Source organism: Brevundimonas variabilis, assembly GCF_014199945.1.
In the GTDB taxonomy this organism is placed as follows: domain Bacteria; phylum Pseudomonadota; class Alphaproteobacteria; order Caulobacterales; family Caulobacteraceae; genus Brevundimonas; species Brevundimonas variabilis.
Window position 1 is genome coordinate 98,670 of the sequence record NZ_JACHOR010000006.1, and the last position, 26,942, is coordinate 125,611.

The following is a 26,942-nucleotide window of genomic DNA, read 5'->3' on the forward strand; positions in this document are numbered from 1 at the left end:
AACTCAATCAGGCCCTAGTTGACCGTCGCCGCAAGATTTGGCTTGCAGTCGACCAGAGTACGCCGTCACGAGCCAGTTGCTCTCCACAGCGGAACATCGCCGCCATGACGGGCGGCTCGAACCGGAGCATGCTGCCCATGCTCCGATCAGTCGGAATGGATGCCGTGTGCAGAGCGAAGTCGTTGATCTCGCAAAAGGCGGCGACCGATCTCAGAGCGTTTCGGTAAGATGCCCGGAGCATCATCTCGAAACTCCGGATCAGGATCGGAATTGCACTCATTGGGGTAGCGCGACTGTCGGCTTCGAGGGTCGTGTTCACCAGCGCGTAAACCTCGATGCTCGCCTCCGGCCAGTCTCGGGCCGAGCTGAGCAGGAAAGGCTCGGGAACCACGAACATCGGGCTTATCGTCCCGCCGTCGACATGCATCTCCTCGCATATCTTGCCCCCGCTCTCGACGGTGATCATCCTGGGCGGAAAGAGACCGGGCAGGCTGGCGGACGCAACGAGGACGTCGATAAACAGCGCCAGGGCGGCCTCGCCTCCCTCAGAGGCGATGGCACCCATATCCCAGATCGAGGTCGACTCCGTATCCAGATTGGCCGTCGCCACGAACAACCGCCTTCCGGACAGGTGAGCTTCGCGCACCGCCGCGAGGATGGGTTCGTCGACATAGCGACTGACCAGCCCCGCCAGGGCTTCGCCCCCGAACAGACTTGGTCCCGGCCGAAGCGCCCCCAGCGACAGCAGATCGGAGGCCTGGCCGCCACAATAGGCCGCCGTCAGCCTGTCGTCCCAGTCTGACCCGAGAAAGGCGAAAGGTGCGATCAAGGCTCCGGTGCTCACTCCGGTAACCACGTCAAATGTAGGCCGCGTACCCGCTTGGGAAAGTCCGACCAAGGCACCCGCGCCGAACGCCCCCCCGGACCCACCTCCAGATAACGCCAACACCTTGAGACAAACGTGTTCGTTGCCCGGCTCGCGCGGCGGAAGGTCCCCAAACAGCCTCACCAATCCGTCTTCGGCATCGTTATCGACAAACCGCACCGGCCCCATGCCCGCAGGGTCGGCTTTCATGGCCGGAGACGGTGGTGCGATTCGTCGGAACCGCCTGCGCCAGTCGGCTGCGCTCACGACACGGACCCGCGAATAGGCGGACCAGCTTTGTAACCTTGAAGGCTCGGTTCTGCGGCGAGCGTCAATCGCTCAAGCCGGCCGACCTGCCTCCGCGTTCGCGGGGTCCGCGCTGTGCAAGTACAATGGATCAATGGCGGCATGCTGTCGGGATACCGGGATCAGGGTGAAATACCAAAAGGTGTCCTTTCTCCACTGCGCATCGAGCGTCCAAAGGGCTCTTGAGCTCGGCCGAAAGCCCTTTGCGACCGTCCCGCCGGCTCATGTGAGGTAGATCTGGATGTAGGGCCTTACGATGACTGTCACGCTCATCATTCAGTCGGGCCGCATGGAACCCGAGCGCACGAACCTGGCGTGCCATGACAGCGCCTCTTCCAGCAGCATTGGCGTTTGGAGACCGTAGGATCCTTTGAGCGCCCGCGCGTGGTAGTCCGCGAGCATCGGCCGATAGTCGGGGTGTGCGCAGGTCTCGATTACAGCCCTGGCCCGTTGCTTGGGCGACAGCCCCCGGAGATCGGCCAGTCCCTGCTCTGTGACAATGACTTGGACATCCTGGTTGATGTGATCGACGTGCGAAACACTCGGCACGATGGTTGATATTGCGCCACCTTTGGCCGTCGACGCGCTCATGAAGACCGAGATGTAAGCGTTCCTGGCGAAGTCGCCGGAGCCGCCAATGCCGTTCTGGATTCGTGAGCCCATGACGTGGGTCGAGTTAACGTTGCCATAGATGTCGGCCTCGATCATCCCGTTCATGGCAATGACGCCGAGGCGACGGATCAATTCGGGGTGGTTGCTGATCTCCTGCGAACGCAGGATGATCCGGTCGCCGTACTCGCCCATTCTCCGGTTCACGCTCTCGCTAAGATCCGGGCTGAGGCTGAGTGCGGTGGATGACGCCATGCGAAGCTTTCCGCTGTCCAGCAGAGCCATCATCCCATCCTGAATGACCTCGGTATAGGCGGTGAGGTCATCGAAAGGCGCGTTGATCAGGCCGGTCAGCACGGCATTGGCTGTGTTGCCGACGCCCGATTGCAGCGGCAACAAGGAAGGCGGCAATCGGCCCCTTTTGACTTCATGCTCCAGGAATTCCAGCAGGTGTCCGGCAATCGCCAGATCGTCGGTATCCGGCGTCGTAAATCCCGCATTTCTGTCCGGTCTATCGGTCTCCACGATGGCCGCGATCTTATCGGGATCGCAGCGGAAACATGGCTCGCCGATCCGGTCACCGGCACGGATCAGCGGGATCGGCACCCGGTTCGGCGGCAGGGCCGCGCCGTAATAGATATCGTGCATGCCCAGGAGGTCTGGGCTCTGCCAGTGGTTCACCTCAAGGATCACCTGGCTCGCCCGGTCCAGCCAGGTCTTGTTGTTGCCGACCGAAGACGCCGGGATCAGCGCGCCATCCTCGCGAACTCCGGTCACCTGGATGATGGCGGTGTCGAGCGGTCCCAGGATGCCCTGCCATGCGGCCGGGGCAACCTGACTCAGGTGCATGTCAAAATACTCCATCTGGCCGCGATTGATCTTGTCACGGCAGGTGGGGTCGGAGTTGTACGGCAGGCGAAACTCGATGCCGTCCGCTTTGGCGAGTGCACCGTCCAGCTCGGGCCCCGTGGAGGCCCCCGTCCATATGCGCAGTTTGAAGGGCCGCCCTGCCGTGTGCTCGGCCTCGATCCGCGCAGCCAATGCGAGCGGCACTGCCGTCGGATAGCCGGAGGCGGTGAAACCGCTGAGGCCTACCGTGGTGTCGGGGGCAATCAGTAGGGCCGCGTCGTCCGCCGACATGACCTTTGCGCGGTGAACCGCACTGTGGATTCGGGACCTATCCACGGCGGGACCAGGTCTGCATGTGGCCCTGCCAGTAGGCCCATTCGCCCTCGGGGCCGCCCCAGGAGACTTCGCCGAAGAATGGCAGCCAAACGCCGTTGTGGAGCCGGTAGTCCGAGAATACGCCGCGCCAGGGCTTCAGGACGGTGACACCGTCGACCAGCGCCCCACGCTCCGGGGCATAGGCCTCTCCGATCCTGCCTTCGCGATCAAGCGTCAGGACAACCTCGGCGGCGGTCGGTCCGGACCCCGCTGCGGCGATAAGACGGCGCTCGCCCTCGTCACTCCACCGAATGTCAGGGTTTTGCAGGATTGCATCGGGTGCCAGGGCGATCTCGGCCAGATAGCGGATCAGCTCACCCCGCGTCAGTTCGGCGGACGGAAGGACCTGGGCCAGAGGCACCAGACCCAACGCTCGTACATCGAGCTGACCAGCTCCGTCGATCAGGGCGTCCCGGATATGGACCATACCAAGCGGTCCACTTCGGGCTCTCCAGTCGAACGCGCATTGGGTCGTGTCGATCATCTGCTCGGCGGTGAAGGCTTGCCAGGCTGCGCCAGCGGATGCGCGCATACGCCCAGACTGCGAAAGGGCGACAGTCGCGCGACAGTTCGCTTGCGCTCCCAGCCGATCCGCCAGATCAATCACAGCCTTCGGCAGTCCGGCGAGGATTGCATTTGGGCTCGGTGCTAGCGGCATGATGACAGTCATTGTCCAGGCCCTTGTGTGATCAATCCTGCCCAGCGCGCTGCCAACAGCATGAAGGCGACGGGCAGGATCGGCCCGAAGATTGCCAGGGTGTGGCGTGTCAGCGTCTCCGGCAGATAGGTGTCAGCCATGTGGACCCCCGCGCCCGCGTACCGATCGACCAGGCCTGTCAGGGGACATTTCAGGCCACTCGCAGCAAAGACGACGATCTCGACCGAGAGAAGCGGGACAAAGACCCAGAGAGACGGCAGGAATCGTCCCGTGATGCCCACGTAGAGCAACCCGACCGTTGCGACAGCCATCACGCCATAGATCAGAGTATGCAGACCGCGAGCGGCGGACAGGGCCAGCGGATGCTCGGTCATGCCGATACCAGACTTGCAGGACGACGAGCGGAGTATGGCAAAGTGGGTCCGTATCCGAAGCGCATGATGAGGTCCGGACGGCGGCCCGCCATGCCGATCAGGGAGGCGAGTTCTGGCCTCAGACCCGCGACCTCCACAGGCTGGTTGATGTAGGAGCATTTCAGGCCCAGCGCCGTCGCCTGGAGGGCGAACCGCTGGCTGGACCGGCCGACGCGGGTCCAGTGGTCCCTATCCTCACGTTCCCCGACGAAGACGGCGATGCCAGCCGAGGTGTTGAGCTGGCTTGCGTATTTGTCGTTCTCGGCCTTGGGTTTGAAAGTGGCATCGAACATCGTCGAGCCGAGCCAGGTCGGCAGGGGCGGGTTGCCGCTCGCGACGCTGAACAGGCCGTCTCCAGATGACATGGCCTGAAGCGGATTGAATCGGATCCAGGATTTGAGTTCGCGCACGAACGCCGCGTCCTCTAGCTGCTTCGTGTTTCCCTGGATGACCAGGTCCCGCACCTGATCGATCTTTGAACGGTCGGTGACCAGAAGGACATCGACGCCCGGGATCTGCGCAGCAGTTGCGAGGGCATTGAGGTCGACCACGCTGACCGATCGTCCGTCGTAGTCCGCACGTGTCGACTGCCGGACCGGGATCGCATCGAACAGGGCCGAGCTGGCTGGCGGGGCCTCGCCATAGGCGAACGCAATCCCGCCCAGCCCGCCTGGTGTGAAAATGACTTCACCCGGACGCCCCCTCGCCGCGCCGGCAAGTGCGAGGTTCTCTGCCGCGCCGCCCAGGCTGACAAACAGATGGTGATCGTCAGGGTCGACGACTGGCGTCCGGCGGGCAATATCAGGCAGGATATCGATCTTGCCCTCGCTGAAGCGAAACCTCCACGGCTGTGTGTTGTGTCCATTGGGAGCCAACGTCGCGTATCGGACGAGATCAGTGAGTGCGGGTTGGGCGGACAGGACGGAACGGAGTTGCGCAACGCTCGCATCATATTCGCCCATCGAGCCCATGTTCCGCGTGCCGACCCACGCGGCTCCTGCCCCGCCCGCGACAACGGCGGCCCCGCCAATCAGCAGAGCTCTGCGACCCATGGCACCCGAAGAGCGGGTCAATGGCTCAGCAACAGGCAGATTGGCGAGCGGTCCAGCAGGCCGTGAGTCACACCACCCAGCACCCACTCGCGCAACCGCGCATGACCATATCCGCCCGCTACGATCAGCCCCGCCCCGTGTCCCGTGGCGAACGCGATGATCTGGTCGCACCTCGGCCGGCCATCACCGACCACGATCTGGGCACTGGCGACGATGCCGTGCCGACCAAGGAATACGGCAACGTCTTCGACACGCAACCGGGCTTCCTCTGCCTGATCGGCCGCACAGACCTCGATAACGTGCACGATCGAAGACGCCGCCAGGATCGGCAGGGCTGAGGCGACCGCGCGCTGGGCTTCGCGACAGTCCTTCCATGCGACGATGGCTGGCGCGCCAATCGGGCCTCTTGGCATCCTTGGCGGCACGATGAGAACGGCGCGACCTGATGACAGCAGAACATCCGCGGGATCGGGCGATCGCGCCGGCGAGTACGCCGGATCCCGGCGTCCCAAAACTGCGATGTCTGCGGCCCGAAGCGCCTGGATGACAAGATCTGAAGGGTAGCCGACATCGCCTCGCCACTCTGCATGATCGGCATATCCCCCAACCGCGTCCCAGAAAAGCGACTGGGCCCGGGCGACATCCGCTTCCGAGATGTCGCGAAGCAGACCCAGCATTTCGCCCAGCATGGCACCGCCCGCATAGGGATCGACTGGCGGGGTATCCGGCGAGCTGGCTGCAAGACCAATCACATGGGCCTTTGAAAGACCTGCAATCGCGCAGGCCAGGGCGACGCGTGCCGTGGCCTCCGGCCCTTCGTCCACATAGACCAGAAGACTGGCGAAGCGCATGTCATCGTATCCCGTTCGCCACGACGAAAGACGGTTGGAGCCCTCGGCGCCTTGATCAAGATCAACGATTCAGACGGAACGTAATGGGAAGTGGCAAACTGCCGATAATGCCGCCCCCGGAATACCGGTCAGCCTTCACTCTGTCGGAGTTGACAATCCATATTGATAGAGATGATTGACTTATCCATCTCAATAAATAAATTTCTGAAACCTTACCTTTTAGACCCTGCCTGCAGTGGAAGCATAAGCTTAGCCATTAATATTTCTCATTTGCCTGAACTTAATAAACTGACTCGGTAAACACCAAAATCAGGCGCATGATGATTCATGATCATTGCCCTGGAGCCTTCGCTTGTGCAGAGATCACCGCCCGTGGCGGCTTGTGTCGACCGGGCTCAAAGCAGCGACTGCAGCAACTGTGGTGCCCGCGCGCTCAGCGTTTGCGGTACCGCCGATATTTCGGACCTTCAACGCCTGGGCGAGCTTGCCGAAGTGATAAAGCTCAAATCCGGGGCCGTCCTGATCCGCGAAGGCGATCCGGCACCTCACGTGTTCAACATCACAGCGGGATCGTTGCGGGTCTACAAGCTGCTGCCGGACGGCCGCAGGCAGATCACAGGTTTCCTGTTCGCGGGCGACTTTCTGGGGCTCGCGATCAGCGAGTTCTATGTTTTCTCAGCCGAGGCAATGGAGGCCTCCACGGTCTGCCGCTTCCGCAAGGGTCCGTTCAGCGCCCTCGTCGCGCGCTCGCCGCCGCTGGAGCACATGCTGCTTCATCGGACGTCTCATGAACTGGCGGCGGCGCAGAACCAGATGCTGCTGCTGGGCCGAAAGACGGCTATCGAGAGGATGGCGTCCTTCCTGCTCGACCTGCCCGGCCATGATCCCACTCGCCCGAGCGCACCCGGTCACGTCCGCCTGCCCATGAAGCGCGCCGAGATCGCAGACTACCTGGGCCTGACGATTGAAACCGTTAGCCGCGTCCTGACACGAATGAAGGTCAAGGGTCTGATCTCGACGACATCTCCACACGAGCTGATCGTCGAGCGACCAGAACGGCTACGCCAGCATGCCGCGGGCGAGGTCTAGGCGGTATCCGTTGTGCCAGATCAAGGTTTGCATCGCCTGTGAACGGTAGACGAGCAACCTCAACGGAGCGCCAGACCTATGAACACCCATGCCCCCTATCCGCTCATTCACGGAGCCGCATTGCAAACGATCGAGCGGCTGCTCGACCACGAGCGGCTGATGAGCGTCGCCACTATCCGGACAGATGGCTGGCCGCAGGTGACGACCGTCGGCTACCTCAACGAAGGCCTGAACCTGTATTTCGTCACCGGACGCGAGAGCCAGAAGCTGATCAACCTGCAAAAGGATCCGCGTGTCTCGATTGCGATCAATTCTGGCACAGATGTTGACGGTGCCGTTGGCGTCTCAATGGCTGGGCGCGCGACGGAGGTCAGCGAACCCAACGAGGTCGAGCGCCTGAATCGCCTCATGTTCGCGCGTTGGCCGCAGGTCAGCGTCTATTGCCCGGCCACCAGCTCGATCGCGATCGTTGGGCTGAAACCTGACCTGATCTGCTTGATCCGGGCATCGGCCGGACGGAGTCAGACCGAGTGCTTTTCCATGGACGACGTCTCTTCTGATGAAATCACGAGCCCCGGCGCGGTCAGCGCCGAGGCCCGCTTGTTCTGACATCAGGATTGAGAGAGGCGAACCAGAGCAAATGTCGCAAGCAAGGCCGCGACAATGATCGCCCCGGTACTTACCGGATAGGCCCGTACGGTTTCCGAAACTTGGGCGCGCGCCGTCGCGGCTGAACTCTCGGCTTCGTCACGCAAACGATCGGCGGCGCGAGTGATGGCCTTGGTAGATCGGGTCACGGCGTCGCTCGCGTCCGACCCGGTCTTGCGGGCTGCGTCCTTCAGATGATCGGTCGCTTCATCGGCAAGATCATGAAGGTCGCGGCTCAGGGTCTTCAAGGTGGTGTGGGTCATGTGGAGGCTCCGTTTGATGACGCGCCATCCAACCGGATCGGGAAATCAAAGTCGGTGATCTGGATCAAGGTTTGCGAACGTCGATCCTCCTAACAGACGACCACCGCCACGAGATCGGGCCCGCCGGGCCGGGCCCTGCCGGGTTTTCGGAGAACAGCCATGAAGAACAAGACCCTTCAAGAACGTGTCGAAACCGAACTGTCCTGGGACCCCCGCCTGGACGCTACATCGATCGGCGTCTCAGCCAATGACGGCGTTATCACCCTCAGCGGATCGGTCGCCAACTACGCCGAAAAGCTGGACGCCGAGCAGACTGCCCTGCGCGTGCGCGGCGTTCATGGTGTTGCGGAAAACATCGACGTCAGACCCTTTGGGGATGTTGGCCTGGACGATGACGAGATCGCCAAGCGAGCCATCTCGAGCCTGGAATGGGACGTGATGGTGCCGGACAAGTCCATCCAGCTTGTCGTCGAAGATGGCTATGTCACCTTGACCGGCGAGGTCGAGTGGGACTTCCAGCGGGCCGCGGCCGCTCGGGCTATTCATCGGCTCTATGGTGTTCGCCAGATCACCAATGACATCACGCTCAAGAACCGGATCCAGCCTGAGGATGTCCACAAACTGATCAAGGACGCTCTGGAGCGTCAGGGCCAGATCGAGGCCGGGAACATCAAGGTCTCGATCGACGGCGGCAAGGTCAATCTGACAGGCCACGTGAAGTCCTGGCCAGAGCGTTCGGTCATCGAACACGCCGCCTGGGCTGCACCCGGCGTCTATGCCGTCAATGACCAGACTATTGTCGCGGCCTGACACGGCCTTTCGCTTTCGGCCGGGCATGTTGCCCGGCCGAGACCGTGGTCCCCTAGGGGTGGACTATACATGCCGACGTCGTCCCTCGCTCCACCCTCCGACATCGCCTTGACCCTCGCCCTGTCGCTCATCTCGGCTTCGGTCGCGCCAGTGCTTTTGCTGGACGGCAACCTGACAATCGTGGCTGCAAGCCAGAGTTTCCTTGAAGCCTTCAACGTGGGTCTCGAGGACATTCCGGGCGCACGCCTCGCCGACCTGGGTGGGGGCGAATGGAATGTGCCCCAACTCCGATCGTTGTTGATGGCGACGGCCTTCGGCCAGGCTTCGATCAATGCCTATGAGATGGACCTTAACGCCGGCACAGGCTCGCGCCGGCTGATCCTGAATGTCCAGAGGCTCGTCTATGACGACGCGGACGACATTCGGTTGCTGATGTCCATTCAGGATATCACCGAAGCGCAGGTTCAAAGACGGCAGACAGAAGACCTGATCCGTCAGAAGGACGACCTGATCCGGGACAAGGCCATCCTCGTTCAGGAGGTCCAGCATCGCACTGCCAACAGCCTGCAGATCATCGCAAGTGTCCTGATGCAGGGCATCCGGAAGGTCGGTTCGGATGAAAGTCGCACCCATCTCCGCGACGCCCATCAGCGGATCATGTCGGTCGCTGCTGTCCAGCGTCAGCTCGCGGGATCAGAGCTCGGTGACGTCGAACTGAGGGGTTATTTCACCGATCTGTGCAGAAGCATCGGCGACTCCATGATCCGGGACCACAATCAGCTCGCCCTCATCGTCAAGGTCGATGACAGCATTGCCTCCTCGGGCAAGTCGGTCAGCCTGGGCCTGATCGTCACCGAACTGGTGATCAACGCCCTAAAGCACGCCTTCCCCAACGATCGGGATGGGCGGATCGATGTCGATTACCGGGCCCACGGTGATGGCTGGACCCTGACGGTCAGTGACGATGGGGTTGGCATGCCGCACGACCCGAAGAATGCAAAGCCAGGACTGGGGACGGGGATCATCCAGGCCCTCGCTACCCAACTGGGTGCCGTTATCGACATCACGGATTCCAGCCCCGGCGTGCGCGTCTCGATCGTCTGCAGGCCAACCGCAGCTTCAAAGCCTGCAGTATGAAAGCCCAACCCGCTGACCTTGACCACGACCGGATTGCGATCATCGGCGCAGGCCATGTCGGAGCGACGGCGGCCTATGCCTTGATGCTCCGCGCCCTGTTCCGCGAGATCATCCTGATCGACAAGGATCGCGCCCTGGCCGAGGCAGAGGCCGCCGACATCGCCGACGCCAACGCCCTGACGCGGCCCACCCACGTCCGGGCGGGCGACTACGCCGACGCCGCCAGCGCGGGCATCGCGGTCATAACGGCGGGAGGCGTGACCCACGGTGCGCAAACCCGCCTGTCGGTGGCCACCGAAAGCGCGGCGATCGTGTCGGAATGCGTGGACTCGCTGATGAACTTGGGCTTCCGCGGCCTCATCGTGGTGTCAGCCAACCCCGTCGACCTGATGACGCTCGTGGCGTTGCGCCGCTCCAGTCTTCCGCCGAGGCAGGTCCTCGGCACAGGCACTCTGCTCGACACCAGCCGCCTCAAGCAGACCCTGTCCGAGACACTGAAGGTCTCACCCGGCTCGATCGAGGGCTTCGTTCTGGGCGAGCACGGCGACAGCGAGGTAACAGCCTTCTCCACCATCCGGATCGGCGGACAGACCCTGGATCGGTTCTGCCTCGAAACCGGAGACCTCGACCGACCCGCGATTGCGCGCCAGGTCCGGCTGGCGGGCTACGACATCGTCAAGGGCAAGGGTTACACCTCATACGGCGTTGCGACGGCCATCGTGCGCATCTGCGAGGCTGTCGTCCGGGACGAGCGGGCGGTCCTACCAGTCTCGACCCAATTGACCGGGCAATATGGCCTGACGGACCTTTGCCTCAGCCTTCCCTGCATTGTCGGCGCGGGCGGCGTGGAGAGAGTTCTCATGCCAGACCTCGATCCGCATGAGGCCGTCGCATTGGTAGCCTCAGGCACTGTGCTGAAAACTGCCTTTGCTTCCCTGTCCGGCACGGCATCCGCGCGTTGATCGCACCGTTGACCTGCATCAACGACAGTCAGACGAACCGTAGGCCTTGTTGACATCATGGCTACACAATCATCGACCACCCGTGCCGCTACCGTCCTGACGTTCCTGTTGCTTGCGGCTTGTGGAACGGCTGAGCCGACAAACGTCGCGGCTCTGGCAACAACCACGCCGCCCTCCCTTTCAGCGGCGTTTGAGATCGAGGCCGCATCGCGAGGTCGGGCAATCGCAGTCGTCGGATGCGCGAGTTGCCATGCGATCGACCCAACGGGTGCCAGCGCCCTCACGGCTGCACCACCATTTCGTGACATTGTCCGTCGTCGGTCTTTGAACGACCTGGAAGCGGCCTTTGCTGCAGGCCTCGTGACGACCCATCCCGCCATGCCGCCTTATGTCTTCCGGGCCAGCGAGATCGACGATCTGATTGCCTATCTCGGGACTCTCAAGTCCGTTCCGGTGTCGAAAGGCTGAATGAACGTCCCGTTCTGACTCAGGAGCAATGAGGCCCGGTCCGGTTGAGAAGCGGCGGAAAAAGTCAGCCAGCTCCGGATTGACCTGAACCTTTCGCTGGCCCCCGTTCACGCTGCAGCGCCGCAGCGCAGATCGGACAGGGACCCGTGGCAGGCAGGCTGACCTGGGGGTGCATCGGGCATGTGAACAAGGCGGTCAAAGTCTGTGGCCTGCCGTGGAGCTTGAGGGATCAAATGCTGGTTCCGCGATCGCCGGGTCACCCAGTTCAATCCTTAGCGTCTGTCCGGTCTCCAGCCAGTGACGCGCGACGCCGACGTGAACGGCCATGGCCTCGCCCGTTTCGACATGGACATGCACGCATCGCTTGCCAGGGTCGACTTCGATCATCAGTGTGCGCCCCTGCCATTGAAGCGGCGTGCGCAGCGCAGTCCAGGTGGCGGGGAGTTGCGGCCTCAGACCAATCCCGTCTTCCCGAAACGAGAGGCCGACGAAGCCGAGGACGGCCGTCATCCAAAGGCCGCCCAGCGCGGCCATGTGGACTCCTCCCGCGAGCGCGGCTGTCGTTTCGCCGAGATCAATCGCCGCGGTGCGTCGGAAATAGTCGAGTGCCATTTCCGATCGGCCCAGACGAGCGGCCGCCAGTCCATGCATCGCGGTGCTCAGCGAACTGCCATGGCTGCAGCGAGGCGCATAGTGATCGAAATTCACGGCATCGGCACCGACCGGAAAGGCCTCGGGCAAGAGCGCCAGAAGGGCAACGACGTCCGCCTGTTTGATGACCTGAGATCGCCGGGTCCGTTCGCGGCCGAGCACGACATCCATCGGCACGGAGCGCCCGGCATAGGCCTCAAGGTCAATCGCTTCGAGATCGCCGTAGCCCTCAAACTGCTCGTACAGCCCCGTGGCGTCGTCCAGCCCGCTTGCGATCGTCGCCGCAATTTCAGCCCAACCTTCGATCTCGGAAGCATCGACTCCAAGGCGCGTCGCGAGATCGTCCCAAGCCTCCGGCCAGCGAGTACGCATCATGTCAGCGGCGTCACGGCCCCGCTCGATGTTCCAGCGCGCCATGACGTTGGTGAAGGCATTGTCATCGACGCCATCATGATATTCGTCCGGCCCGATCACGCCGCGAATGTGCCGGCGTCCGTCATCCTCCAACGTCGCCCGACTGGCCCAGAAACGCGCGGTCTCCAGGAGGATTTCAATGCCGGCGTCACGCATGAACTCGGCATCGCCTGTGACGACCCAGTATAGCCAGACGGCATAGGCAACATCGGCGCTGATGTGCTGTTCCTGCGTGCCGGACAGGATGTCGACGACCCGCCGATCGGGCCCGACGGCATGGGCCGGCGTGACCTCGGCCCCTGTGTCAGCCGATTCCCATGCGTAGAGCGCGCCGCTCCAGCCCATTCGCTTCGCCTTGGCGCGCGCACCATCCAAAGTGTGAAATCGATACATGAGCAAGGCCCTCGCCGCTTCGGGCCAGGTCAGGGCATAGAAGGGCAGGAGGAATATCTCCATGTCCCAGAACACATGCCCGGCATAGTCCGTCCCCGTCAGTCCGCGCGCGGCGATCGAAACCCTTTCGTCTTCCGGATTGGCCGCCCCGTTCAGGTGAAAGGCGGCGAAGCGCAGCGCCCGCTGCGCCTCCGGATCGCCCTCGATCCGGACCTCGCTGGCCGCCCAACGGCCAGTCCAGGCCGCCTCGTGCTCCTTTAGAACGCCCGTCCAGCCCACGCCGTTCGCGGCTTCAAGGTCCGCACTCGCAGCAGGTCCCGGCGACCCATCTTCCCGCTCACCGACGTGAAACGAGACGAGGCGCATAAATTCGACGTCTTGACCCTGCGCCACATGAGCGGTCCAGAGGCCGGGCCTCGAACGTGCTTCCAAACCCGGCGAGACGCCATCGACCCGGACAGATATCGCCTCTGTCATTGCCAGTTGCTTGCGAGAGCGGTGGGTGCGCCAGAGGGATAGATCCGGATCCTGATCGTCGAGGATCAAGGCTGGATCCGGTGAACCTGCAACCGCCTCGATGCCGATCTCGCCTTCGCCTTTCTCGACGACAAGGCGAAGGGTTTGCAGACCCACAGACCGCCGACGGGCCGATACCAGGCGCAACGCGCGAACGTGGACGACAGCGCCGTTGGTCGAGAACCGACAACTGCGCAAGAGCAGACCGCGTTTGATGTCCAGGCTGTGAAACGACCCTTCATATTCAGGCTGCCGGAGCAGAACGCTGCCGCCGAACGTTAGCCTTAGCTGGAGCCAGTCCGGCGCAGGGATCAGAGTCGGGACGGCGTCCGACCCCTCGCCCGTGTCGAACAGTCCCGCCACAAGGGTCCTCGAGGCCGTCCCGAACGGATCTCCATGCGATGGATGGCATTCGCCCCTCACGCCAAGGAAGCCATTGCTGATGGCGAAGCGAGACTGTCGGCTACTTTCGCGTAGGGCATCGTCTCCGACGGCGTCCAGACGCCAGGCCGGATCCGGAGTTGGCTCAAACGGTATCTGCCCGGATCGTCTCATGAGATACGCCGTTCAAGACGACCTTCTCCCAGCGCCTCGAGATCGACCTCGTCCAGACTGGTTACCACCAGATCGGCACCCGCCGCTTCCAGTGACGAGGCCTCATGGAACCTTGCGACGCCCAGCGCCTGCATGCCACCGGCGTTTGCAGCACGGATGCCCGCTGTCGCGTCCTCCGCGACGAAACAGTCGGCCGGTGTCACCCCCAATGCATGAGCCGCTGCCAGGAACAGGTCCGGCGCAGGTTTGCCGTGCGCCACATCACGCCCCGACACATCGACGTCCAGCGCGTCCAATAGGGTGCCTCCCCTCTCCAGAGGGATGGCACGCATCATTGCAGTGGCGTTCCTGGACGAAGATGCTGCTGCCACAAGCAGGCCTCGCGCCTTTGAGGCGAGCACGAACCGCACCGCATCCGGGAAGGCGTGGACCGTACCGGTTTTGATAAGGACCTCGAGGCGGGCCTGCTTGCGCGCTGCATAGACCCTGGCAAGGCCCTGCGCGTCCCGCACGCCAAGACTGAGAAGGCCAGCCAAAGCCCCATCATGCCTGGGCTTCCCGGCCACCTGAGATCGGTAAAGTTCCGGAGTAAACAGATCGGGGTCGGCGATGCCCTGCAAAGCCTCTCGCCACGCCCTCTCATGCGGCGACGCCAGCAGCACACCGTCCACGTCGAAAATTGCGCCTGCGAACCTCGACATGTCCCATCTTGCACTCCCTCGCCTTGCTAAGCGTTGAGGCAGATCAAGGCATGCGGCGCACATCCTTCATTTTGTTGGATTGGCTATTCAGGGGCTGCCCATGTTTGAGCAGTTCCGGGTCGAGATAAGGCTCGGGCCATCAGCATTTTTAGTGACGGCGGCGCGGCTTTCCCCCCGCTCTTGGCGACTGAGGTATTTGCCACACGGAAAGACTGCGGCGAGGCGGGGGAATAAGTGCGGCGCGCGGGCATTTGCCGATCTGACCACCCGAGGGCCAGGAGGGCTTTGGTCGACGACTAGAGACTTCGCTGGTTGGCGACGGGGAGAGGCAGCATCCCGATAGCGGACCATGTGAATGCGCGTACCTGACGAGACGCACGATCACACAAGGGAGTAAAAGCCGACGCTTTTTTCGACCAGCGTCAGCATGATGGCAGTGATCTGAGAGCCACAGCCAACTTCTTTGATCATCCGGAGAGATTGCAGAGAAAGCGGCGTCAGGTCTGGCCTGGCCATAGCCCATCCACTGAAAAGCCTCGAAGGGGTTAGCCATTGACCAATTGTTGCTATCTCCGCATGGCGATTATCGAGAGCCAATCGCCCCATAAGAGCCTGAACTTTGTACTTCTCGCCCTCAATCACTTGGACAAAGTAGCCATCGGGATGCGCCAGGCAGCCTGTGAGTTTGTCACGCCGATTGTTAGCGTGAGCTTTTTTGAAGATCTTATCGAGCTCTTCAACGTTGTCGGAGTGCAGCGTTGACCGACTTCGGTAAACCACGCGCAGAAGCTCGGTCGCCATTTTTTTGGGTACTTCGGAGCGTTGCGCTCAAGCCCATGAGCGCCTTTGTAACTAGCTTGTCTACATATATATTATTGTCGAAAGTTGCTGATCAGACTTTCTAGCGCCTCAAGAAATTAGTTTTCGTCAGGCGCTGCTACTCCGCAACCAGCTAGTCCCCTTGCGCATTAGGCCGACCTTGCCCGCCTGCCTGGAACCGGACCTTCCCAACCGCCGCAATGGGTGGAAACCGGACGTGCTGTCGCCTCATTAACAACCGGTAAGCCCAACAAACGGCTGACCCTACATCTACTGCATCATCCAGCCGTCAGTGTCGGTCCCGAGATGCCAAGGGTTGGCGTTATCGAGTGTGACATCCTCGGGATTGGACAGTGTCAGCATCCGGTCACCTGTGAGGAACGGCAGCGAGACCTGTTCCGGCGCGGTGGTGTCGAGCAGACCGGGTTCAGGCAAGACCAGCGGCGTCAGATCGTCCTGAGCCGGCAACACGAAGGCGTCTTCCACCAGCTTGAAGCCGACAACGATCTGGCCGGGATCATAGCCGGCAGTGCTAGCAAGGACCTGAGCCTCTTCGGCTTTTGTGACCGGTAAGGCATCGTCGGCCTGGATCATCACCTGGGGATGTCCGTCGATCGGCTTATTGCTCTCGTCCTCAACCAGTGCCGCGTTGAAGGCCACATCGCTGGTGCGGATACCGCCCGAGTAGAGGGGGGCAGTCAGGGCGATGTGCTCGGCACTTTCCGAGAAGGCCAGAACGAGCTGGGCCCGGCTGGTGCCGCTGTTCAGGGCATTGACCTGTGCGGCGATACCTGGGGCATCACCCTCCCGGTCAAGACAGAAGCGATAGAGCTGCTCGACAAACTGCTGGTTAGAGAGTGCGCCGTAGCGGTCCTGGAACTCGGCCGAGCCAACGAAATTCGCGGCCAGTTGCAGCAGGGATGTGCCGCCGTTCAGGGCTGCCAGCTGGCCTGCCAGTCCGGCAGCGTCGGGAAGCCGGTCGAGGGTTGCATCGTACAGCCGCGCGATCTGCAGGGCCTTTTCGTCCGCGACCCAGAGGCCGGCATTCAGGACCGGTTGTGTCAGGGTGCGGTGCTCAGGGCTTTCGGAGAACGCCACGACCAAGGCCGCCCGGCTGGTCCCGGTATTCAGGGCATTGACCTGAGCAGCGATACCCGGAGCATCGCCTTCACGGTCCAGCGAGAAGCGATACAGTTGTTCGACGAACTGCTGGTTTGAGAGAGTGCCGTACCGGTTTTGGAATTCGTCGGACGCGACGAACGCATTGGCCAAACCCTGCAGCGTGGTCGCTCCGCTTGCCAAGGCACGGATCTGGACGTCCAATCCTGGTTGATCAGGCTGGCGATCTAGGGTCGTGTCATACAAGCGCATGACCTGGGCCGCGACACTATTGACGTCAAATGTCAGCGCCCCATCGACAAACCGAAGCTCTTCGATCGAGATCAGGGTGTCGGTGCCGCCCTCGGGACCCCCAGCCATAATGGACTGCGTCGCCCCGTACTGGCGACGGACGCCGGAATAAAGTGCGACATCGACCCCGTCGCCGCCGTCGAGACGATCAAAATTGCCTCCGCCGATCAATATGTCGTTGCCGGCCAAGCCGATGAGGAAGTCGCGACCAGCACCGCCCGCCAGGCGATCATTTCCAGCCGTCCCGACCAAGTCTGTCAGGGGTTGCAGGACGACACGCCCGTCCGATCCGACCGTGAGCACGGCATCCGTGAACTCCAACGTCTCAATCCCCGTCAACACGTCTCGGCCACTGACATGGGTCACGACGATAGAGCCGTTTTCATAGCTGAAGGTCGCAGCATCGGCGCTGAAACCGAACACGGCGATATCCTGCCCCAGACCCCCATCAATCGTGTCGTTTCCGTCGCCGCCATCCAGCCGATCGTCGCCGGTTCCGCCTCTCAAGATATCGTTGCCTCCATCACCGAGCAGGCGGTCATTGCCATCGCGGCCTTCCAGCAGGTCATTATCCGCTCCACCTGACAGGAGATCGGCTGACAGACCGCCGATGACAATGTCATCGCCACCACCCGCCCTGATCTCGATCGACGTAGTCAGTCCATCGAGCCTCAGATCATCAGCTCTCGCGCTTCCCAGGATACGTTCAATCCCGTCAGCGCGCCCGATGATCGAGAAAGCCTGACCGCTCCCCTGGCCGGAACCCGTCAGGGAGAAGGATTGGCCTGTCAGCATCTGCGCTGTGAGGTTCAGGAAGGTTTGGGATGCGTCGATCGTATCGAAACCAGATCCCCCCACCACTTCGAGGATCCGGATAGCGCCAGATAAGCCACCATCAATATTGACGGTGAACACGTCATCCCCGGCTCCCCCATCCCACAGGGCTGCAGGACTTACCTGATTGACCCCCGAAAACCGATCATTGCCGTCACCGCCATAGCCCTGCGCGCCATTTGAGACGACCAGGAGATCGTCACCGATGCCGCCTCGCGCGACACCGCCGGTTATGGAGATTGTGTCGTTTCCTGCATCACCCTCCAAAATGCCTGCGCCCGTCAGGACATCGTCACCCTCACCTCCGCTCAGAAAGTGACCGGTTCCCGTCACCGTCAGGCTGTCATTGCCCACTCCGCCGAAGAATCGGACATTGATCAGCGGAGCGCCTGTAAGCGTCAGTGTGTTTGCGCCGGCATCGCCGTTGACGGTGACGGTCTGCACACTGCCTGCATAGGTCGCATCCTGGGTTAGGCTGATGTTTTCGATCTCGGAGAACCGCATCTCACCGAAGGCTCCGGTGGACAGATCCACTGTCGAGACTGTGCCCGAGATCGCGAGAGCAAGCGTGTCCAGGCCACTTCCTCCGGCGATCGTTGTGCCGACAGCTAGGGTTGTGCCCGTGACGAGCGAAAAGGTGTCGTTGCCCGCATCCCCGAAGAGGCGGTCGGCTGAACCGATCGTCGCGCGATCATTCCCGCCACCGCCCCGGAAAATGTCGGCCCCTTGTCCGCCGATGAAGGTGTCGGACCCATTTCCACCGGTGGCCTCAATGTCCTGAACCAGACCTTGGAACTCGAAGGCATTTGCGAGGGTGGTCGATCCTATGAAGCGCTCGAAACCGATCGAGGTGCTGTTCGTCGTGATCTGAGGTGGGAAGGGGGCACGGGCAATGCTGTACAAAACGTCGACGCCACCCGTCGTATTGGCTTGCCAGATATAACTATAGAAGGCGCGGAAATCGCCGCCTCCGGTCAGGTTGGAGCCATCCAACAGGTCGCTGCCCGCGCCCCCGTCAACCCGATCCCCGAAACCCCGCAAGATCACGGTGTCGTCGCCGTCGCCGGCTGTGATCGTATTGGCACCGGTGCCCGCATCAATCACGTCATTGCCGCCCCGGGCGTTGATCGTGTCGTTTCCGGCAAGGCCTGTGATTACGTCCGCCTGATCGGTCCCCACTATTGTGTCATCGCCGTCGGTTCCGATGATTACTGACATGGGCTGAACCTCTGAAAAAACTGAGTTCAACGCTAGGTGTCGCAATCTGCCGATACAAGCGTGGCCTTAAGCGGTCCTGTGTTTGCACTGTTTCAAAAATAGGTGGGATCAATGCGTGCTTTGAGCAAACACGGCGTCCCTCCAGGCGAGCTCAGGTTGCCCAACTTTCTGAGCAGAGGATCGGTTTTCCTTAGTCTATCTCAACTCCGGCTACTGCAGAACCGGCCTCTAACGCCCTCTCGAAACCAGAAATTTGGCTTAAGGGCCAAACCGGAGGTCGCTAAAGTCCGCTTTGGGTCGAAAGCGGAATCTGAGAACGACCCCAAAAACAGACATTCCCTGCCCGCTTTGCGCCCAAGCGCCATTCCCTGAAACGGTGCCGTTAGTTGGCCGGACGGGAAGGCCTCACCCCATCGTTGGGATGACGAACGATGAGTCCGCGTGTTCCAGGTCGCTGTCCGGCCAGCGGGCGGTGATGGTCTTGACCTTGGTCCAGAATTTCACACCCTCCATGCCGTGCTGGTTGGTGTCGCCGAAGGCCGAGCGCTTCCAGCCGCCGAAGGTGTGATAGGCGACCGGCACCGGGATCGGGACGTTGATCCCGACCATGCCGACATTGACCCGGGCGGCAAAGTCGCGTGCCGCACGGCCGTTCTGGGTGAAGATGGCGACGCCGTTGCCGTACTGGTGCTTCGAGGGCAGGCTCAACGCCTCCTCAAAGCTGGCGGCACGGACGATCTGCAGCACGGGTCCGAAGATCTCTTCCTGATAGGCGCTCATGTCGGGCGTGACGTGGTCGAACAGCGATGGGCCGATGAAATAGCCCTTCTCGTGGCCCTGAAGGTTGAAGCCGCGGCCGTCGACGACCAGCTCGGCCCCCTCCTGAACCCCCGTCTCGATCCAGGCCTCGACCCGGGCCTTGTGCTGGGCCGTGACGACCGGGCCGTAGTGGGCTCCGGCGTCGGTCGAGATGCCGACCCGCATGGTCGGGATCTCCGCCACCATCCGCTCGCGCAGTTCGTCGGCGGTTTTCTTGCCGACGGGAACGACGACCGGCAGGGCCATGCAGCGTTCGCCCGCCGAGCCATAGGCCGCGCCCGACAGGTCCTTGATCACCTGGTCCATGTCGGCGTCGGGCAGGACGATGCCGTGGTTCTTGGCCCCGCCCATGGCCTGGACCCGCTTATGGTTGGCGGCACCGGTCTGGTAGACATAGTGGGCGATGTCGGACGAACCGACGAAGCTGATGGCATGGACCAGGGGATGGGTCAGGATGGAGTCGACCGCGACCTTGTCGCCATGGACGACGTTCAGGACGCCCGCCGGAGCCCCCGCCTCCATCATCAGCTCGGCCAGGCGGACCGGCACCGACGGGTCGCGCTCCGACGGTTTCAGGATGAAGGTGTTGCCCACCGCGATGGCGACGCCGAACATCCACATCGGGATCATGGCCGGGAAGTTGAACGGGGTAATACCCGCGACGACGCCGAGCGGCTGACGCATCGAATAGACGTCGATCCCGGGGCCGGCACCGTGGGTGTACTCGCCCTTCAGCACATGCGGGATGCCGCAGGCGAACTCGATCACTTCCAGCCCGCGCTGAATGTCGCCCTTGGAATCCGCGATCACCTTGCCGTGTTCGGCCGACAGCATTTCCGCCAGACCATCCATATTGGCCTCGACCAGCCGCTTGAACTCGAACATCACCCGCGCCCGGCGCTGGGGATTGGTCGAGGACCAGCCTTCGAAGGCGGTCTGGGCGGCCTGGACGGCACGATCCATCTCGGCTTCGGTCGCCAGCTGAACGCGCGCCTGCACCTCGCCGGTGTTGGGGTTCATGACATCGCCGAACCGGCCCGAAGTGCCGGTGAAGGACGCGCCGTCGATGAAGTGGTGAATCTCGCGCATGTGCAGCTCAAACTTGGGGCCGAGGCCCGAAAGTCTGCGGGCCTAATGAGGCGACCCTAGCGGCTGCTTATCGCTCTATCAACACTATCGTTGACGAACCCATATCATCATGGCACTCGTTACAGCGAGGAGAGCATGATGAGTGAAATCGTTGAGATCGACATCGTCGTGATCGGTGCCGGACTTGCCGGTCTGCGAGCCCTTCACACGTTCCGGGCGCAGGGGTTCAGTGTCCGGGTGCTTGAAGCATCGGACGAGATCGGCGGCGTATGGAATTTCAACCGTTATCCAGGCGCACGCTGCGATGTGGAGAGCTTCGACTATTCGTACCGTTTTTCGGAAGCGCTTGAACAGGATTGGCGCTGGAGCGAGCGCTACGCCAAACAGCCTGAAATACTGCGCTACATCAATCATGTCGCTGACCGCTTCGATCTGCGCCGCGACATCAGCCTGAACACGCGAGTGCGTCGCGCAGAGCTCCAGGCCGGCACCGGGCGCTGGATAATAGAAGCCGAAGACGGCCAGGTCTGGTCAGCGTCGCGGTTTGTCATGGCGGTTGGTCAGTTATCGACCCCCAAGGCGACCACCTATCCGGAGCAGGGAACGTTCAGAGGACAGATTCTCTACAGTGCCCGCTGGCCGCGCGAGCCGGTCGATCTGAAAGGCAAGCGCGTTGCCATCATCGGCACAGGGTCGTCAGGCGTGCAGATGACCCCGATCATTGCGGCAGAGGCCGAACATCTGACCGTCTTCCAGAGAACGGCCAACTATTCCATTCCGGCTGCCAATGCCCCCGTATCCGACGAAGAGGATGCAGCTGTGAAGGCAGGCTACCGGGCTCGACGCGAGGCCGCACGAAATTCGCCCAGCGGGCTCGGTTTTGCTCCTGATCCCCGATCGGCCGCTGAGGTCGACCCGGCAGAACGCGAGGAAGCTTTCGAAAAGGCGTGGAATCGTCTGGGATTTGGCTTCGCCCTGACCTTTAAGGACATTCTTCTCAACCAGGCGGCCAACGACATTGCCTCGGCCTTTGTGCAGAGGAAGATCGGCGAACAAATCGACTCCCCTGCCCTTCGTAAGAAGCTTGTGCCGAAGGGCTTCGCCTTCGGCACGCGACGGCCATCGGTCGACGGCGGCTATTTCGCAGCCTTCAACCGTCCCAATGTTTCGCTGGTCGACATCAGCGAAACGCCGATCGAGTCTTTCACCGCAAATGGCATTCGGACGACCAAAGAAGATCTGCCGTTCGATGTCGTGATCTACGCCACCGGGTTCGACGTCTTCACCGGCTCCATCCTCAAGATTGATATCGTGGGACGGGATAACCAAACGCTGAAGTCGGCCTGGGCCGGCGGCCCTGCCAGCTACCTTGGCATCGGGGTCCACGGATTTCCCAACCTGTTCTTCATCGGTGGACCGGGTAGCCCTTCCCTGCTGAGCAATGTGATCCTTTCCAGCGAGGAACAGATCGACTGGCTCGCAGCCCTGTTCGAATCGGCACGGCAGGCGGACATCATTGAGATCGAGGCTACCGCGCAAGCGCAGGCGGACTGGGTTGATCATGTGAATGCCCGCGCCAACGAGACCCTCTATATGACGACGCCGTCCTATTACATCGGAGCGGAAATGCCGGGAAAACCACGCGTATTCATGCCCTACTCCGGAGGCGTTCGGGGCTATCGCCGCATTCTCGAAAAGGCAGCAGCGAACGGCTACGACGGTTTTGAACTTCGTGGCGAAGAGGCGTTGCGTGTCGCTTCCTGAGGCACCAGTCGATCCTGAACTATCTCTCTGGCTGCAGGACCCTCGTGTCGCACTGACAGTCCCAGCGGACCTTGCGGCTTTTCGGGATGGAGCCAACGGCTATCTGGCCCGTGCCGGCAAACCTGATATTGCGGGTATAGAGGACATAGCGATTGAAGGCCCCTCCGGCACCCTGACCTTGCGGCTCTATCGACCTGTGCCCGGCCCTGAAAAGGCGATCATCGTATTTCTGCACGGCGGGGCATTCGTGTTCGGCAATCTCGACACCCATGACAGTCTCTGTCGTCGGCTGGCCCTGGAGTGCGGAATGACGCTGGTCGCTGTCGACTACCGACTGGCACCCGAGCATCCCCATCCGGCGGCAATCAATGATGGGACGGCCGCCCTGGCCTGGGCCCTGGATCAATTTCCAGGCCTGCCTGTTGCGCTGGCAGGAGACAGTGCCGGTGCCTGGCTTGCGCTGGCTACGGCGTTGACATCGCCTCGAGGCTCGACCGTCAGGGGGCTAGGCCTCCTTTACCCCGCCCTGGATCCGGCCTGCAGCAGCCCGTCGCAGCTGACTTTGGGACAGGATTACATGCTGACGCGAGCCTTCATGCTCTGGGCGTGGAGCAACTTTTCCGCAGACAAGATGCCGGATCTGACGCGTGACGACCTTTCAAGTCTTCCGCCGACCACGGTCGTTACCGCCGGCTTTGACCCATTGAGGGACGAAGGAACGGCATTCGTTGGGCGGGCAAAGGCGTCAGGGGTGAAGGTCGCTCACCATCACTATCCGGACATGATCCATGGTTTTGCAGGCCTGCCTCAGGGAAGCCGCCGCAGCGCAGAGGCGGTAGCCCGGCTCGCCGAAGGCCTGGCTGCAGCTCTCGCCTGACGCCTTCAGACTTGCGTGAAGTCAGGCGGACGACGGGCGACGAAGGCCGAAATCCCTTCCTGCCCTTCGGGCTGACCGATGGCGTAGGCGATGCCAGCGGCTTCAAGGGCGAGTTGTGTCTCGAAGTCGTTGGACGAAGACTGGTGTAGCAGCGCCCGGGTGTGCGCAAAAGCGCGTCTGGGGCTGTGAGCGAGCTTGGTGGCCAGACTGCGGGCCTCGACTAGCAAGCTCTCATCATCCACCGCCCGCGTGATCAGGCCTATGCGCTCGGCTTCAGTTGCGTCGATACGTGTGCCCGTCAGCGCCAGTTCCTGCGCCATGCGAAACCCCACGAGGCGCGGGAGAAGCCAGGTTGCGCCGGCGTCCGGCGTCAATCCGATGGCACCATAGGCCATGGCGAACTTTGCCGACCTTGCCGCTAACGCCACGTCGCCTAGAATGGCGAGGCCGAAACCCGCTCCCGCCGCTGCTCCGTTGACCGCTGTCACAAGCGGCTTGTCCATTCGCGCAAGAAGCGCCATCGCAGCGTGGAGCGAACCAGTCAGTTTGCGCACGAGTTCGGGTGCACCTGAGCCGGCTGCCGCGAATGCCTTGACGTCACCACCGACACAGAACGAACGCCCCTGCCCGGTCAACAGGACCGCGCGCACTCGCTCATCAGTCTCACAGGTCTGTGCGGCCTCAAGCAGGCCGTCGGCCATCTCCTGGTCGATGGCATTCCCGGCGTGTTCCCGAGAGAGGGTCAGGATGGCAACGCGATCCCGGACCTCGACCCCAACGGCTTCAGTCATCGCTTGAGCACGATGGAGCCACCATTGGCTCCAAGACCCAGCACGGCAGACATGGCGACCCGCGCTCCCTCGACCTGCCGGCCTCCCGCCTGCCCCTTCAACTGCCAGGCAAGTTCGCACACCTGCATCAGCGCCTGGGCCGTCGTCGCCTCACCAAAGGAAAGGAAGCCTCCACTGGGATTGATCGGCAGACGGCCACCCAGAGTAAGCTGACCGGTCGCCAGCATGTGATCTCCTTCACCCGGTTCAAAGAATCCAAACAGTTCGGGCCAGGCGAGTATATGCCAGGCCGTGTTGTCCGCGATTTCGATCAGATCGACATCTTCAGCACCGATGCCAGCAAGCGACCAGGCGCGGTGCACTGCCGAAACCACTTCACTCGTATGAGGCACACCCAGGCGCGGCGTTGAGCCAACGGTGGGAATTCGTGCTGCCGGATCGCCAAACTGACCGGTCGCAATGACGCTGGAGGCCACCTGGATCATCGGCCCACCCGCACGGCGGGCCTGTTCTTCGGATCCCAGAACAACGGCTGCCGCCCCATCACTGACGGCGCAAATTTCGAGCAGATGAAGCGGATCGCTGACCATGGGCGAGGCCAGAACTTCTTCAACAGTCGAAGGCGTCCGGAACCGCGCATTGGGGTTCATCGCGCCGTGACGCCGCATGAGCACGGAAGCAGCAGCAAGCGTCTCTGCCGTCGTGCCGTGCTCGTAGATCCTGCGCTGAGCCTCCATTGCCCAATAGGCAGGGTTCGTGGCGCCCATCATTTTCCAGCGCAGGAAGTCATGATCGGTCGCGTCGTCTGCCGATCCCGGCGGCCGGGAAATGAAGCCCCGCGGCATGCGTTCGGCGCCCATGGCAGCGACCGTGTCATACTGGCCGCTGGCGATCATCATATGGGCGGTGTGAAAGGCGACCGCGCCCGCCGCGCACGCACCACCGACGTTGACACAGGCCATGCCGTGTTCGGAAATCGCCTGGGCCAACTCGTTGGCATGAAGGCCCCAGCCCATCCCGCCCTCAAAACGCGAACTGGCTGCCACCAATCCCTGGAGATCGCGCCAGTCGAGCGAAGCCTCTCCAAGCGCCGCATTTACGGCATGGATGGCGAGACCGACTTGCGGTGTATCGGGCCATTTACCCCATGGATGGGCCCCGACCCCCAGGACATATACCGGTCTCAAGTCCCTGCTCCCGCTACCGGGACAAAGACATGTGTGATCACCGGTCCGTCGTCGACCTCTCGGATGCCCCTCGTCGCCAGATCCAACACCATGCCGATCTCGATCCGATCCAGGGCGACATCATCGATCATCCCCATAACGCGAACACCATGATCCATATCGACAAGCCCCAGGGCGTAGGGCTGCCAAGGATCCATCTCGAACAGCGGCGGTGGACGGTATCGCTGAATGGTGAAGCTATGGAGCGTACCAGACCCCTTGATGCCAAAGGGCTCGACAGCCTTGGCTTCGCAAACCGGATTGCGACACGCAATGACTTGCGGAAAGTAGACAGTTCGACAGCTGATACAGCGCGTCCCGGCCAGAGAGGCACCCCCGCCTTCGACGCTGAGACTGTGGGCAACAACCGGCTGTGCAGACATGCGTACTGTGCCTAGAGCGAAAGGATGTCTCGGGTTTCCTTGAAATATAGGATCCCGGATTCGACGTCTGTCACCGTGACGCCGTGGCGAACATAACGGCGCTCGCGTTTTTCAAACTTGTCGACCGCCGTGGTCGTAATTCGCACGGTCGCCCCGACCGGGATGGGTGCGAGGATTTCGGAATCGTGGAAGGTATGGATCGATCCGATTGAAAACGGACGTGTCGCGTCAAACTGCACAGACAACACAAAGTGAGACACCAGCAGCGGCGGCACAATCGCTCCACCAAACGGTGACTCGCCGTCGATGCTCCAGCTGTTCATGCGCCACCCTTCGTACCAAGGATTGAAATCCTCGACCCCGTCGGCGTACAGGATCACAAGCTCGGCGCTTAGGAGCAGGTCTCTTGAGAGCTGGTCACCGATCTCCACCATGTCCCAGTAGGGCTTGGCCTCGGAAGCCAGGTTGTCGATAAACTCACGGGTCTGTCGAACCTGGAGTGGGCTCATGGGTTTGAGCGCGTCTGCCGCAGGTAGTGGCTGAATCATCTTTCTACTCCCGACCTCAAACGCCAACATCGACTTCGACCCAGCCGACCGTTTTCTTCTCGGCGGCATCGTTCTCGGCCCATATGTCGACAATGAAACGATAGCCGTCACCCTTGGGGATCTTCTCTCGAACGACCCCGTGGGTCGTGATGATCTCGTCGGCGTGGGTGGAGGCGACGTATTTGCAGACGACCCGGGCGTTCTGGAAAAAGGCCGCGCCAAAGTGATTGACGCACATCTCCGCGAGATATGCCGATGACATTTCGCCGGTCTGGATAGGCGCTTTTAGGCCTGTCGAGGCAGCATAGACCGGGTCCCAGTGGTTCGGATTAAACCGGCCCCACAGTCTTGAACCCATCAACTGAATCGCAGCCTTTTTCTTCAGGCTTTGAAGTCGATATCCAACGGGTGTGTCGCGCGTGATCGCAAGATCAACTGGCGCGTCTGGCTCTGAGCCATCCATGTTTCGTTTCCCATAGCCTCGTCGAGACGCACGCCTTGCGCCCTCTCGGCCTTCAGTTTTTGCGCCGGGATCAGGCCATGACCTTCCGACAACCGATAATCAACGCCTATGTTGAT

General features: G+C 61.9%; 26 protein-coding genes. 8 read left to right on the forward strand and 18 right to left on the reverse strand.

Annotated features, from left to right (window positions below; translation table 11 throughout):
- Positions 1-7: 7 nt before the first annotated feature.
- From GGR13_RS15735 to GGR13_RS15760, 6 genes are all read right to left on the reverse strand, one after another.
- Entirely contained in the window at positions 8-1,075 is a 1,068-nt protein-coding gene (locus GGR13_RS15735; RefSeq protein ID WP_183214543.1) for a patatin-like phospholipase family protein, read from the reverse strand.
- A gap of 372 nt (positions 1,076-1,447) precedes the next feature.
- A complete protein-coding gene (gene scpC / locus GGR13_RS15740; protein ID WP_183214544.1) occupies positions 1,448-2,965 on the reverse strand; it encodes a succinyl-CoA:acetate CoA-transferase ScpC in 1,518 nt (505 codons plus the stop codon).
- Entirely contained in the window at positions 2,958-3,674 is a 717-nt protein-coding gene (locus tag GGR13_RS15745) for a DUF6544 family protein (protein ID WP_343060453.1), read from the reverse strand. Before GGR13_RS15745 ends, scpC begins: the two co-directional genes overlap by 8 nt.
- The gene (locus GGR13_RS15750; protein ID WP_183214546.1) at positions 3,671-4,036 is read right to left on the reverse strand and encodes a hypothetical protein; all 366 of its coding nucleotides are present in this window, start codon (positions 4,034-4,036) and stop codon (positions 3,671-3,673) included. Before GGR13_RS15750 ends, GGR13_RS15745 begins: the two co-directional genes overlap by 4 nt.
- Entirely contained in the window at positions 4,033-5,148 is a 1,116-nt protein-coding gene (locus GGR13_RS15755; RefSeq protein WP_246347923.1) for an Acg family FMN-binding oxidoreductase, read from the reverse strand. The genes GGR13_RS15750 and GGR13_RS15755 overlap by 4 nt, the downstream gene beginning before the upstream one ends.
- Positions 5,145-5,978: a universal stress protein gene (locus GGR13_RS15760; protein WP_183214547.1), complete on the reverse strand. Its 834-nt coding sequence runs from the start codon at positions 5,976-5,978 to the stop codon at positions 5,145-5,147. The genes GGR13_RS15755 and GGR13_RS15760 overlap by 4 nt, the downstream gene beginning before the upstream one ends.
- 327 nt (positions 5,979-6,305) lie before the next feature.
- On the opposite strand from GGR13_RS15760, the gene GGR13_RS15765 reads away from it, so the two are divergent.
- A complete protein-coding gene (locus GGR13_RS15765) occupies positions 6,306-7,067 on the forward strand; it encodes a helix-turn-helix domain-containing protein (protein ID WP_183214548.1) in 762 nt (253 codons plus the stop codon).
- Positions 7,068-7,145: 78 nt separating this feature from the next.
- Entirely contained in the window at positions 7,146-7,676 is a 531-nt protein-coding gene (locus GGR13_RS15770) for a pyridoxamine 5'-phosphate oxidase family protein (RefSeq protein WP_183214549.1), read from the forward strand.
- A 2-nt stretch (positions 7,677-7,678) separates the two neighbouring features.
- On the opposite strand, the gene GGR13_RS15775 is transcribed toward GGR13_RS15770, so the two are convergent.
- Positions 7,679-7,978 (reverse strand): hypothetical protein, encoded by a 300-nt coding sequence (locus GGR13_RS15775; RefSeq protein ID WP_183214550.1) that lies wholly within the window; start codon positions 7,976-7,978, stop codon positions 7,679-7,681.
- A 159-nt stretch (positions 7,979-8,137) separates the two neighbouring features.
- Between GGR13_RS15775 and GGR13_RS15780 the strand changes: the two genes are divergently transcribed.
- The 4 genes from GGR13_RS15780 (at position 8,138) to GGR13_RS15795 (ending at position 11,355) form a co-directional block, all read left to right on the forward strand.
- Positions 8,138-8,788, forward strand: a complete 651-nt coding sequence (locus GGR13_RS15780; RefSeq protein WP_183214551.1) for a BON domain-containing protein — start codon at positions 8,138-8,140, stop codon at positions 8,786-8,788.
- Between the two features lie 69 nt (positions 8,789-8,857).
- Positions 8,858-9,925 (forward strand): sensor histidine kinase, encoded by a 1,068-nt coding sequence (locus GGR13_RS15785; RefSeq protein ID WP_183214552.1) that lies wholly within the window; start codon positions 8,858-8,860, stop codon positions 9,923-9,925.
- Positions 9,922-10,887, forward strand: coding sequence for an L-lactate dehydrogenase (locus GGR13_RS15790; RefSeq protein ID WP_183214553.1), 966 nt, complete (start codon positions 9,922-9,924; stop codon positions 10,885-10,887). Before GGR13_RS15785 ends, GGR13_RS15790 begins: the two co-directional genes overlap by 4 nt.
- 57 nt (positions 10,888-10,944) lie before the next feature.
- Positions 10,945-11,355 (forward strand): c-type cytochrome, encoded by a 411-nt coding sequence (locus tag GGR13_RS15795; protein WP_183214554.1) that lies wholly within the window; start codon positions 10,945-10,947, stop codon positions 11,353-11,355.
- Positions 11,356-11,419: 64 nt separating this feature from the next.
- On the opposite strand, the gene GGR13_RS16950 is transcribed toward GGR13_RS15795, so the two are convergent.
- From GGR13_RS16950 to GGR13_RS15820, 6 genes are all read right to left on the reverse strand, one after another.
- Positions 11,420-11,554 (reverse strand): heavy metal-binding domain-containing protein, encoded by a 135-nt coding sequence (locus GGR13_RS16950; protein ID WP_221230764.1) that lies wholly within the window; start codon positions 11,552-11,554, stop codon positions 11,420-11,422.
- Positions 11,551-13,884, reverse strand: coding sequence for a glycoside hydrolase family 65 protein (locus GGR13_RS15800; RefSeq protein ID WP_183214555.1), 2,334 nt, complete (start codon positions 13,882-13,884; stop codon positions 11,551-11,553). Before GGR13_RS15800 ends, GGR13_RS16950 begins: the two co-directional genes overlap by 4 nt.
- Entirely contained in the window at positions 13,881-14,585 is a 705-nt protein-coding gene (locus GGR13_RS15805; protein WP_183214556.1) for an HAD family hydrolase, read from the reverse strand. Before GGR13_RS15805 ends, GGR13_RS15800 begins: the two co-directional genes overlap by 4 nt.
- A 381-nt stretch (positions 14,586-14,966) precedes the next feature.
- Positions 14,967-15,386, reverse strand: a complete 420-nt coding sequence (locus GGR13_RS15810) for a BLUF domain-containing protein (protein ID WP_183214557.1) — start codon at positions 15,384-15,386, stop codon at positions 14,967-14,969.
- A 288-nt stretch (positions 15,387-15,674) separates the two neighbouring features.
- Complete coding sequence (locus GGR13_RS15815; protein ID WP_183214558.1) at positions 15,675-18,866, reverse strand: DUF4214 domain-containing protein; 3,192 nt, start codon at positions 18,864-18,866, stop codon at positions 15,675-15,677.
- A gap of 405 nt (positions 18,867-19,271) precedes the next feature.
- Positions 19,272-20,774 (reverse strand): CoA-acylating methylmalonate-semialdehyde dehydrogenase, encoded by a 1,503-nt coding sequence (locus GGR13_RS15820; protein WP_183214559.1) that lies wholly within the window; start codon positions 20,772-20,774, stop codon positions 19,272-19,274.
- A gap of 138 nt (positions 20,775-20,912) precedes the next feature.
- Between GGR13_RS15820 and GGR13_RS15825 the strand changes: the two genes are divergently transcribed.
- On the forward strand, positions 20,913-22,538 hold the full coding sequence (locus GGR13_RS15825; RefSeq protein WP_183214560.1) for a flavin-containing monooxygenase: 1,626 nt from the start codon (positions 20,913-20,915) through the stop codon (positions 22,536-22,538).
- The gene (locus GGR13_RS15830; RefSeq protein WP_183214561.1) at positions 22,525-23,415 is read left to right on the forward strand and encodes an alpha/beta hydrolase fold domain-containing protein; all 891 of its coding nucleotides are present in this window, start codon (positions 22,525-22,527) and stop codon (positions 23,413-23,415) included. Before GGR13_RS15825 ends, GGR13_RS15830 begins: the two co-directional genes overlap by 14 nt.
- A gap of 5 nt (positions 23,416-23,420) precedes the next feature.
- Here GGR13_RS15830 and GGR13_RS15835 read toward each other — a convergent pair whose 3' ends face one another.
- Genes GGR13_RS15835 through GGR13_RS15855 form a run of 5 tightly spaced genes read right to left on the reverse strand, consistent with a single transcriptional unit; the run spans position 23,421 to position 26,826 of the window.
- A complete protein-coding gene (locus tag GGR13_RS15835) occupies positions 23,421-24,206 on the reverse strand; it encodes an enoyl-CoA hydratase/isomerase family protein (RefSeq protein ID WP_183214562.1) in 786 nt (261 codons plus the stop codon).
- Positions 24,203-25,393, reverse strand: a complete 1,191-nt coding sequence (locus GGR13_RS15840; RefSeq protein WP_183214563.1) for a lipid-transfer protein — start codon at positions 25,391-25,393, stop codon at positions 24,203-24,205. The genes GGR13_RS15835 and GGR13_RS15840 overlap by 4 nt, the downstream gene beginning before the upstream one ends.
- Positions 25,390-25,815 (reverse strand): Zn-ribbon domain-containing OB-fold protein, encoded by a 426-nt coding sequence (locus GGR13_RS15845; RefSeq protein WP_183214564.1) that lies wholly within the window; start codon positions 25,813-25,815, stop codon positions 25,390-25,392. The genes GGR13_RS15840 and GGR13_RS15845 overlap by 4 nt, the downstream gene beginning before the upstream one ends.
- An 11-nt stretch (positions 25,816-25,826) precedes the next feature.
- Positions 25,827-26,363 carry a MaoC family dehydratase gene (locus GGR13_RS15850; RefSeq protein ID WP_183214565.1) on the reverse strand — a complete coding sequence of 179 codons (537 nt, stop codon included), beginning with the start codon at positions 26,361-26,363 and terminating at the stop codon, positions 25,827-25,829.
- Positions 26,364-26,379: 16 nt separating this feature from the next.
- The gene (locus GGR13_RS15855) at positions 26,380-26,826 is read right to left on the reverse strand and encodes a MaoC family dehydratase (RefSeq protein ID WP_183214566.1); all 447 of its coding nucleotides are present in this window, start codon (positions 26,824-26,826) and stop codon (positions 26,380-26,382) included.
- Between the last annotated feature and the right edge of the window lie 116 nt (positions 26,827-26,942).

What these genes read in the sequence shown, in the direction of transcription:
- GGR13_RS15795 (WP_183214554.1), top strand. Translation starts at nt 10,945, where the DNA reads ATGGCTACACAATCATCGACCACCCGTGCCGCTACCGTCCTGACGTTC.
- GGR13_RS15810 (WP_183214557.1), bottom strand. Translation starts at nt 15,386, where the DNA reads ATGGCGACCGAGCTTCTGCGCGTGGTTTACCGAAGTCGGTCAACGCTG.
- GGR13_RS15735 (WP_183214543.1), bottom strand. Translation starts at nt 1,075, where the DNA reads ATGAAAGCCGACCCTGCGGGCATGGGGCCGGTGCGGTTTGTCGATAAC.
- GGR13_RS15785 (WP_183214552.1), top strand. Translation starts at nt 8,858, where the DNA reads ATGCCGACGTCGTCCCTCGCTCCACCCTCCGACATCGCCTTGACCCTC.
- GGR13_RS15835 (WP_183214562.1), bottom strand. Translation starts at nt 24,206, where the DNA reads ATGACTGAAGCCGTTGGGGTCGAGGTCCGGGATCGCGTTGCCATCCTG.
- GGR13_RS15765 (WP_183214548.1), top strand. Translation starts at nt 6,306, where the DNA reads ATGATCATTGCCCTGGAGCCTTCGCTTGTGCAGAGATCACCGCCCGTG.
- GGR13_RS15775 (WP_183214550.1), bottom strand. Translation starts at nt 7,978, where the DNA reads ATGACCCACACCACCTTGAAGACCCTGAGCCGCGACCTTCATGATCTT.
- GGR13_RS15790 (WP_183214553.1), top strand. Translation starts at nt 9,922, where the DNA reads ATGAAAGCCCAACCCGCTGACCTTGACCACGACCGGATTGCGATCATC.
- GGR13_RS15850 (WP_183214565.1), bottom strand. Translation starts at nt 26,363, where the DNA reads ATGATTCAGCCACTACCTGCGGCAGACGCGCTCAAACCCATGAGCCCA.
- GGR13_RS15805 (WP_183214556.1), bottom strand. Translation starts at nt 14,585, where the DNA reads ATGTCGAGGTTCGCAGGCGCAATTTTCGACGTGGACGGTGTGCTGCTG.
- GGR13_RS15770 (WP_183214549.1), top strand. Translation starts at nt 7,146, where the DNA reads ATGAACACCCATGCCCCCTATCCGCTCATTCACGGAGCCGCATTGCAA.
- GGR13_RS15750 (WP_183214546.1), bottom strand. Translation starts at nt 4,036, where the DNA reads ATGACCGAGCATCCGCTGGCCCTGTCCGCCGCTCGCGGTCTGCATACT.
- GGR13_RS15825 (WP_183214560.1), top strand. Translation starts at nt 20,913, where the DNA reads ATGAGTGAAATCGTTGAGATCGACATCGTCGTGATCGGTGCCGGACTT.
- GGR13_RS15760 (WP_183214547.1), bottom strand. Translation starts at nt 5,978, where the DNA reads ATGCGCTTCGCCAGTCTTCTGGTCTATGTGGACGAAGGGCCGGAGGCC.
- GGR13_RS15855 (WP_183214566.1), bottom strand. Translation starts at nt 26,826, where the DNA reads ATGGATGGCTCAGAGCCAGACGCGCCAGTTGATCTTGCGATCACGCGC.
- GGR13_RS15845 (WP_183214564.1), bottom strand. Translation starts at nt 25,815, where the DNA reads ATGTCTGCACAGCCGGTTGTTGCCCACAGTCTCAGCGTCGAAGGCGGG.
- GGR13_RS15745 (WP_343060453.1), bottom strand. Translation starts at nt 3,674, where the DNA reads ATGACTGTCATCATGCCGCTAGCACCGAGCCCAAATGCAATCCTCGCC.
- GGR13_RS15820 (WP_183214559.1), bottom strand. Translation starts at nt 20,774, where the DNA reads ATGCGCGAGATTCACCACTTCATCGACGGCGCGTCCTTCACCGGCACT.
- GGR13_RS15815 (WP_183214558.1), bottom strand. Translation starts at nt 18,866, where the DNA reads ATGTCAGTAATCATCGGAACCGACGGCGATGACACAATAGTGGGGACC.
- GGR13_RS15800 (WP_183214555.1), bottom strand. Translation starts at nt 13,884, where the DNA reads ATGAGACGATCCGGGCAGATACCGTTTGAGCCAACTCCGGATCCGGCC.
- GGR13_RS15780 (WP_183214551.1), top strand. Translation starts at nt 8,138, where the DNA reads ATGAAGAACAAGACCCTTCAAGAACGTGTCGAAACCGAACTGTCCTGG.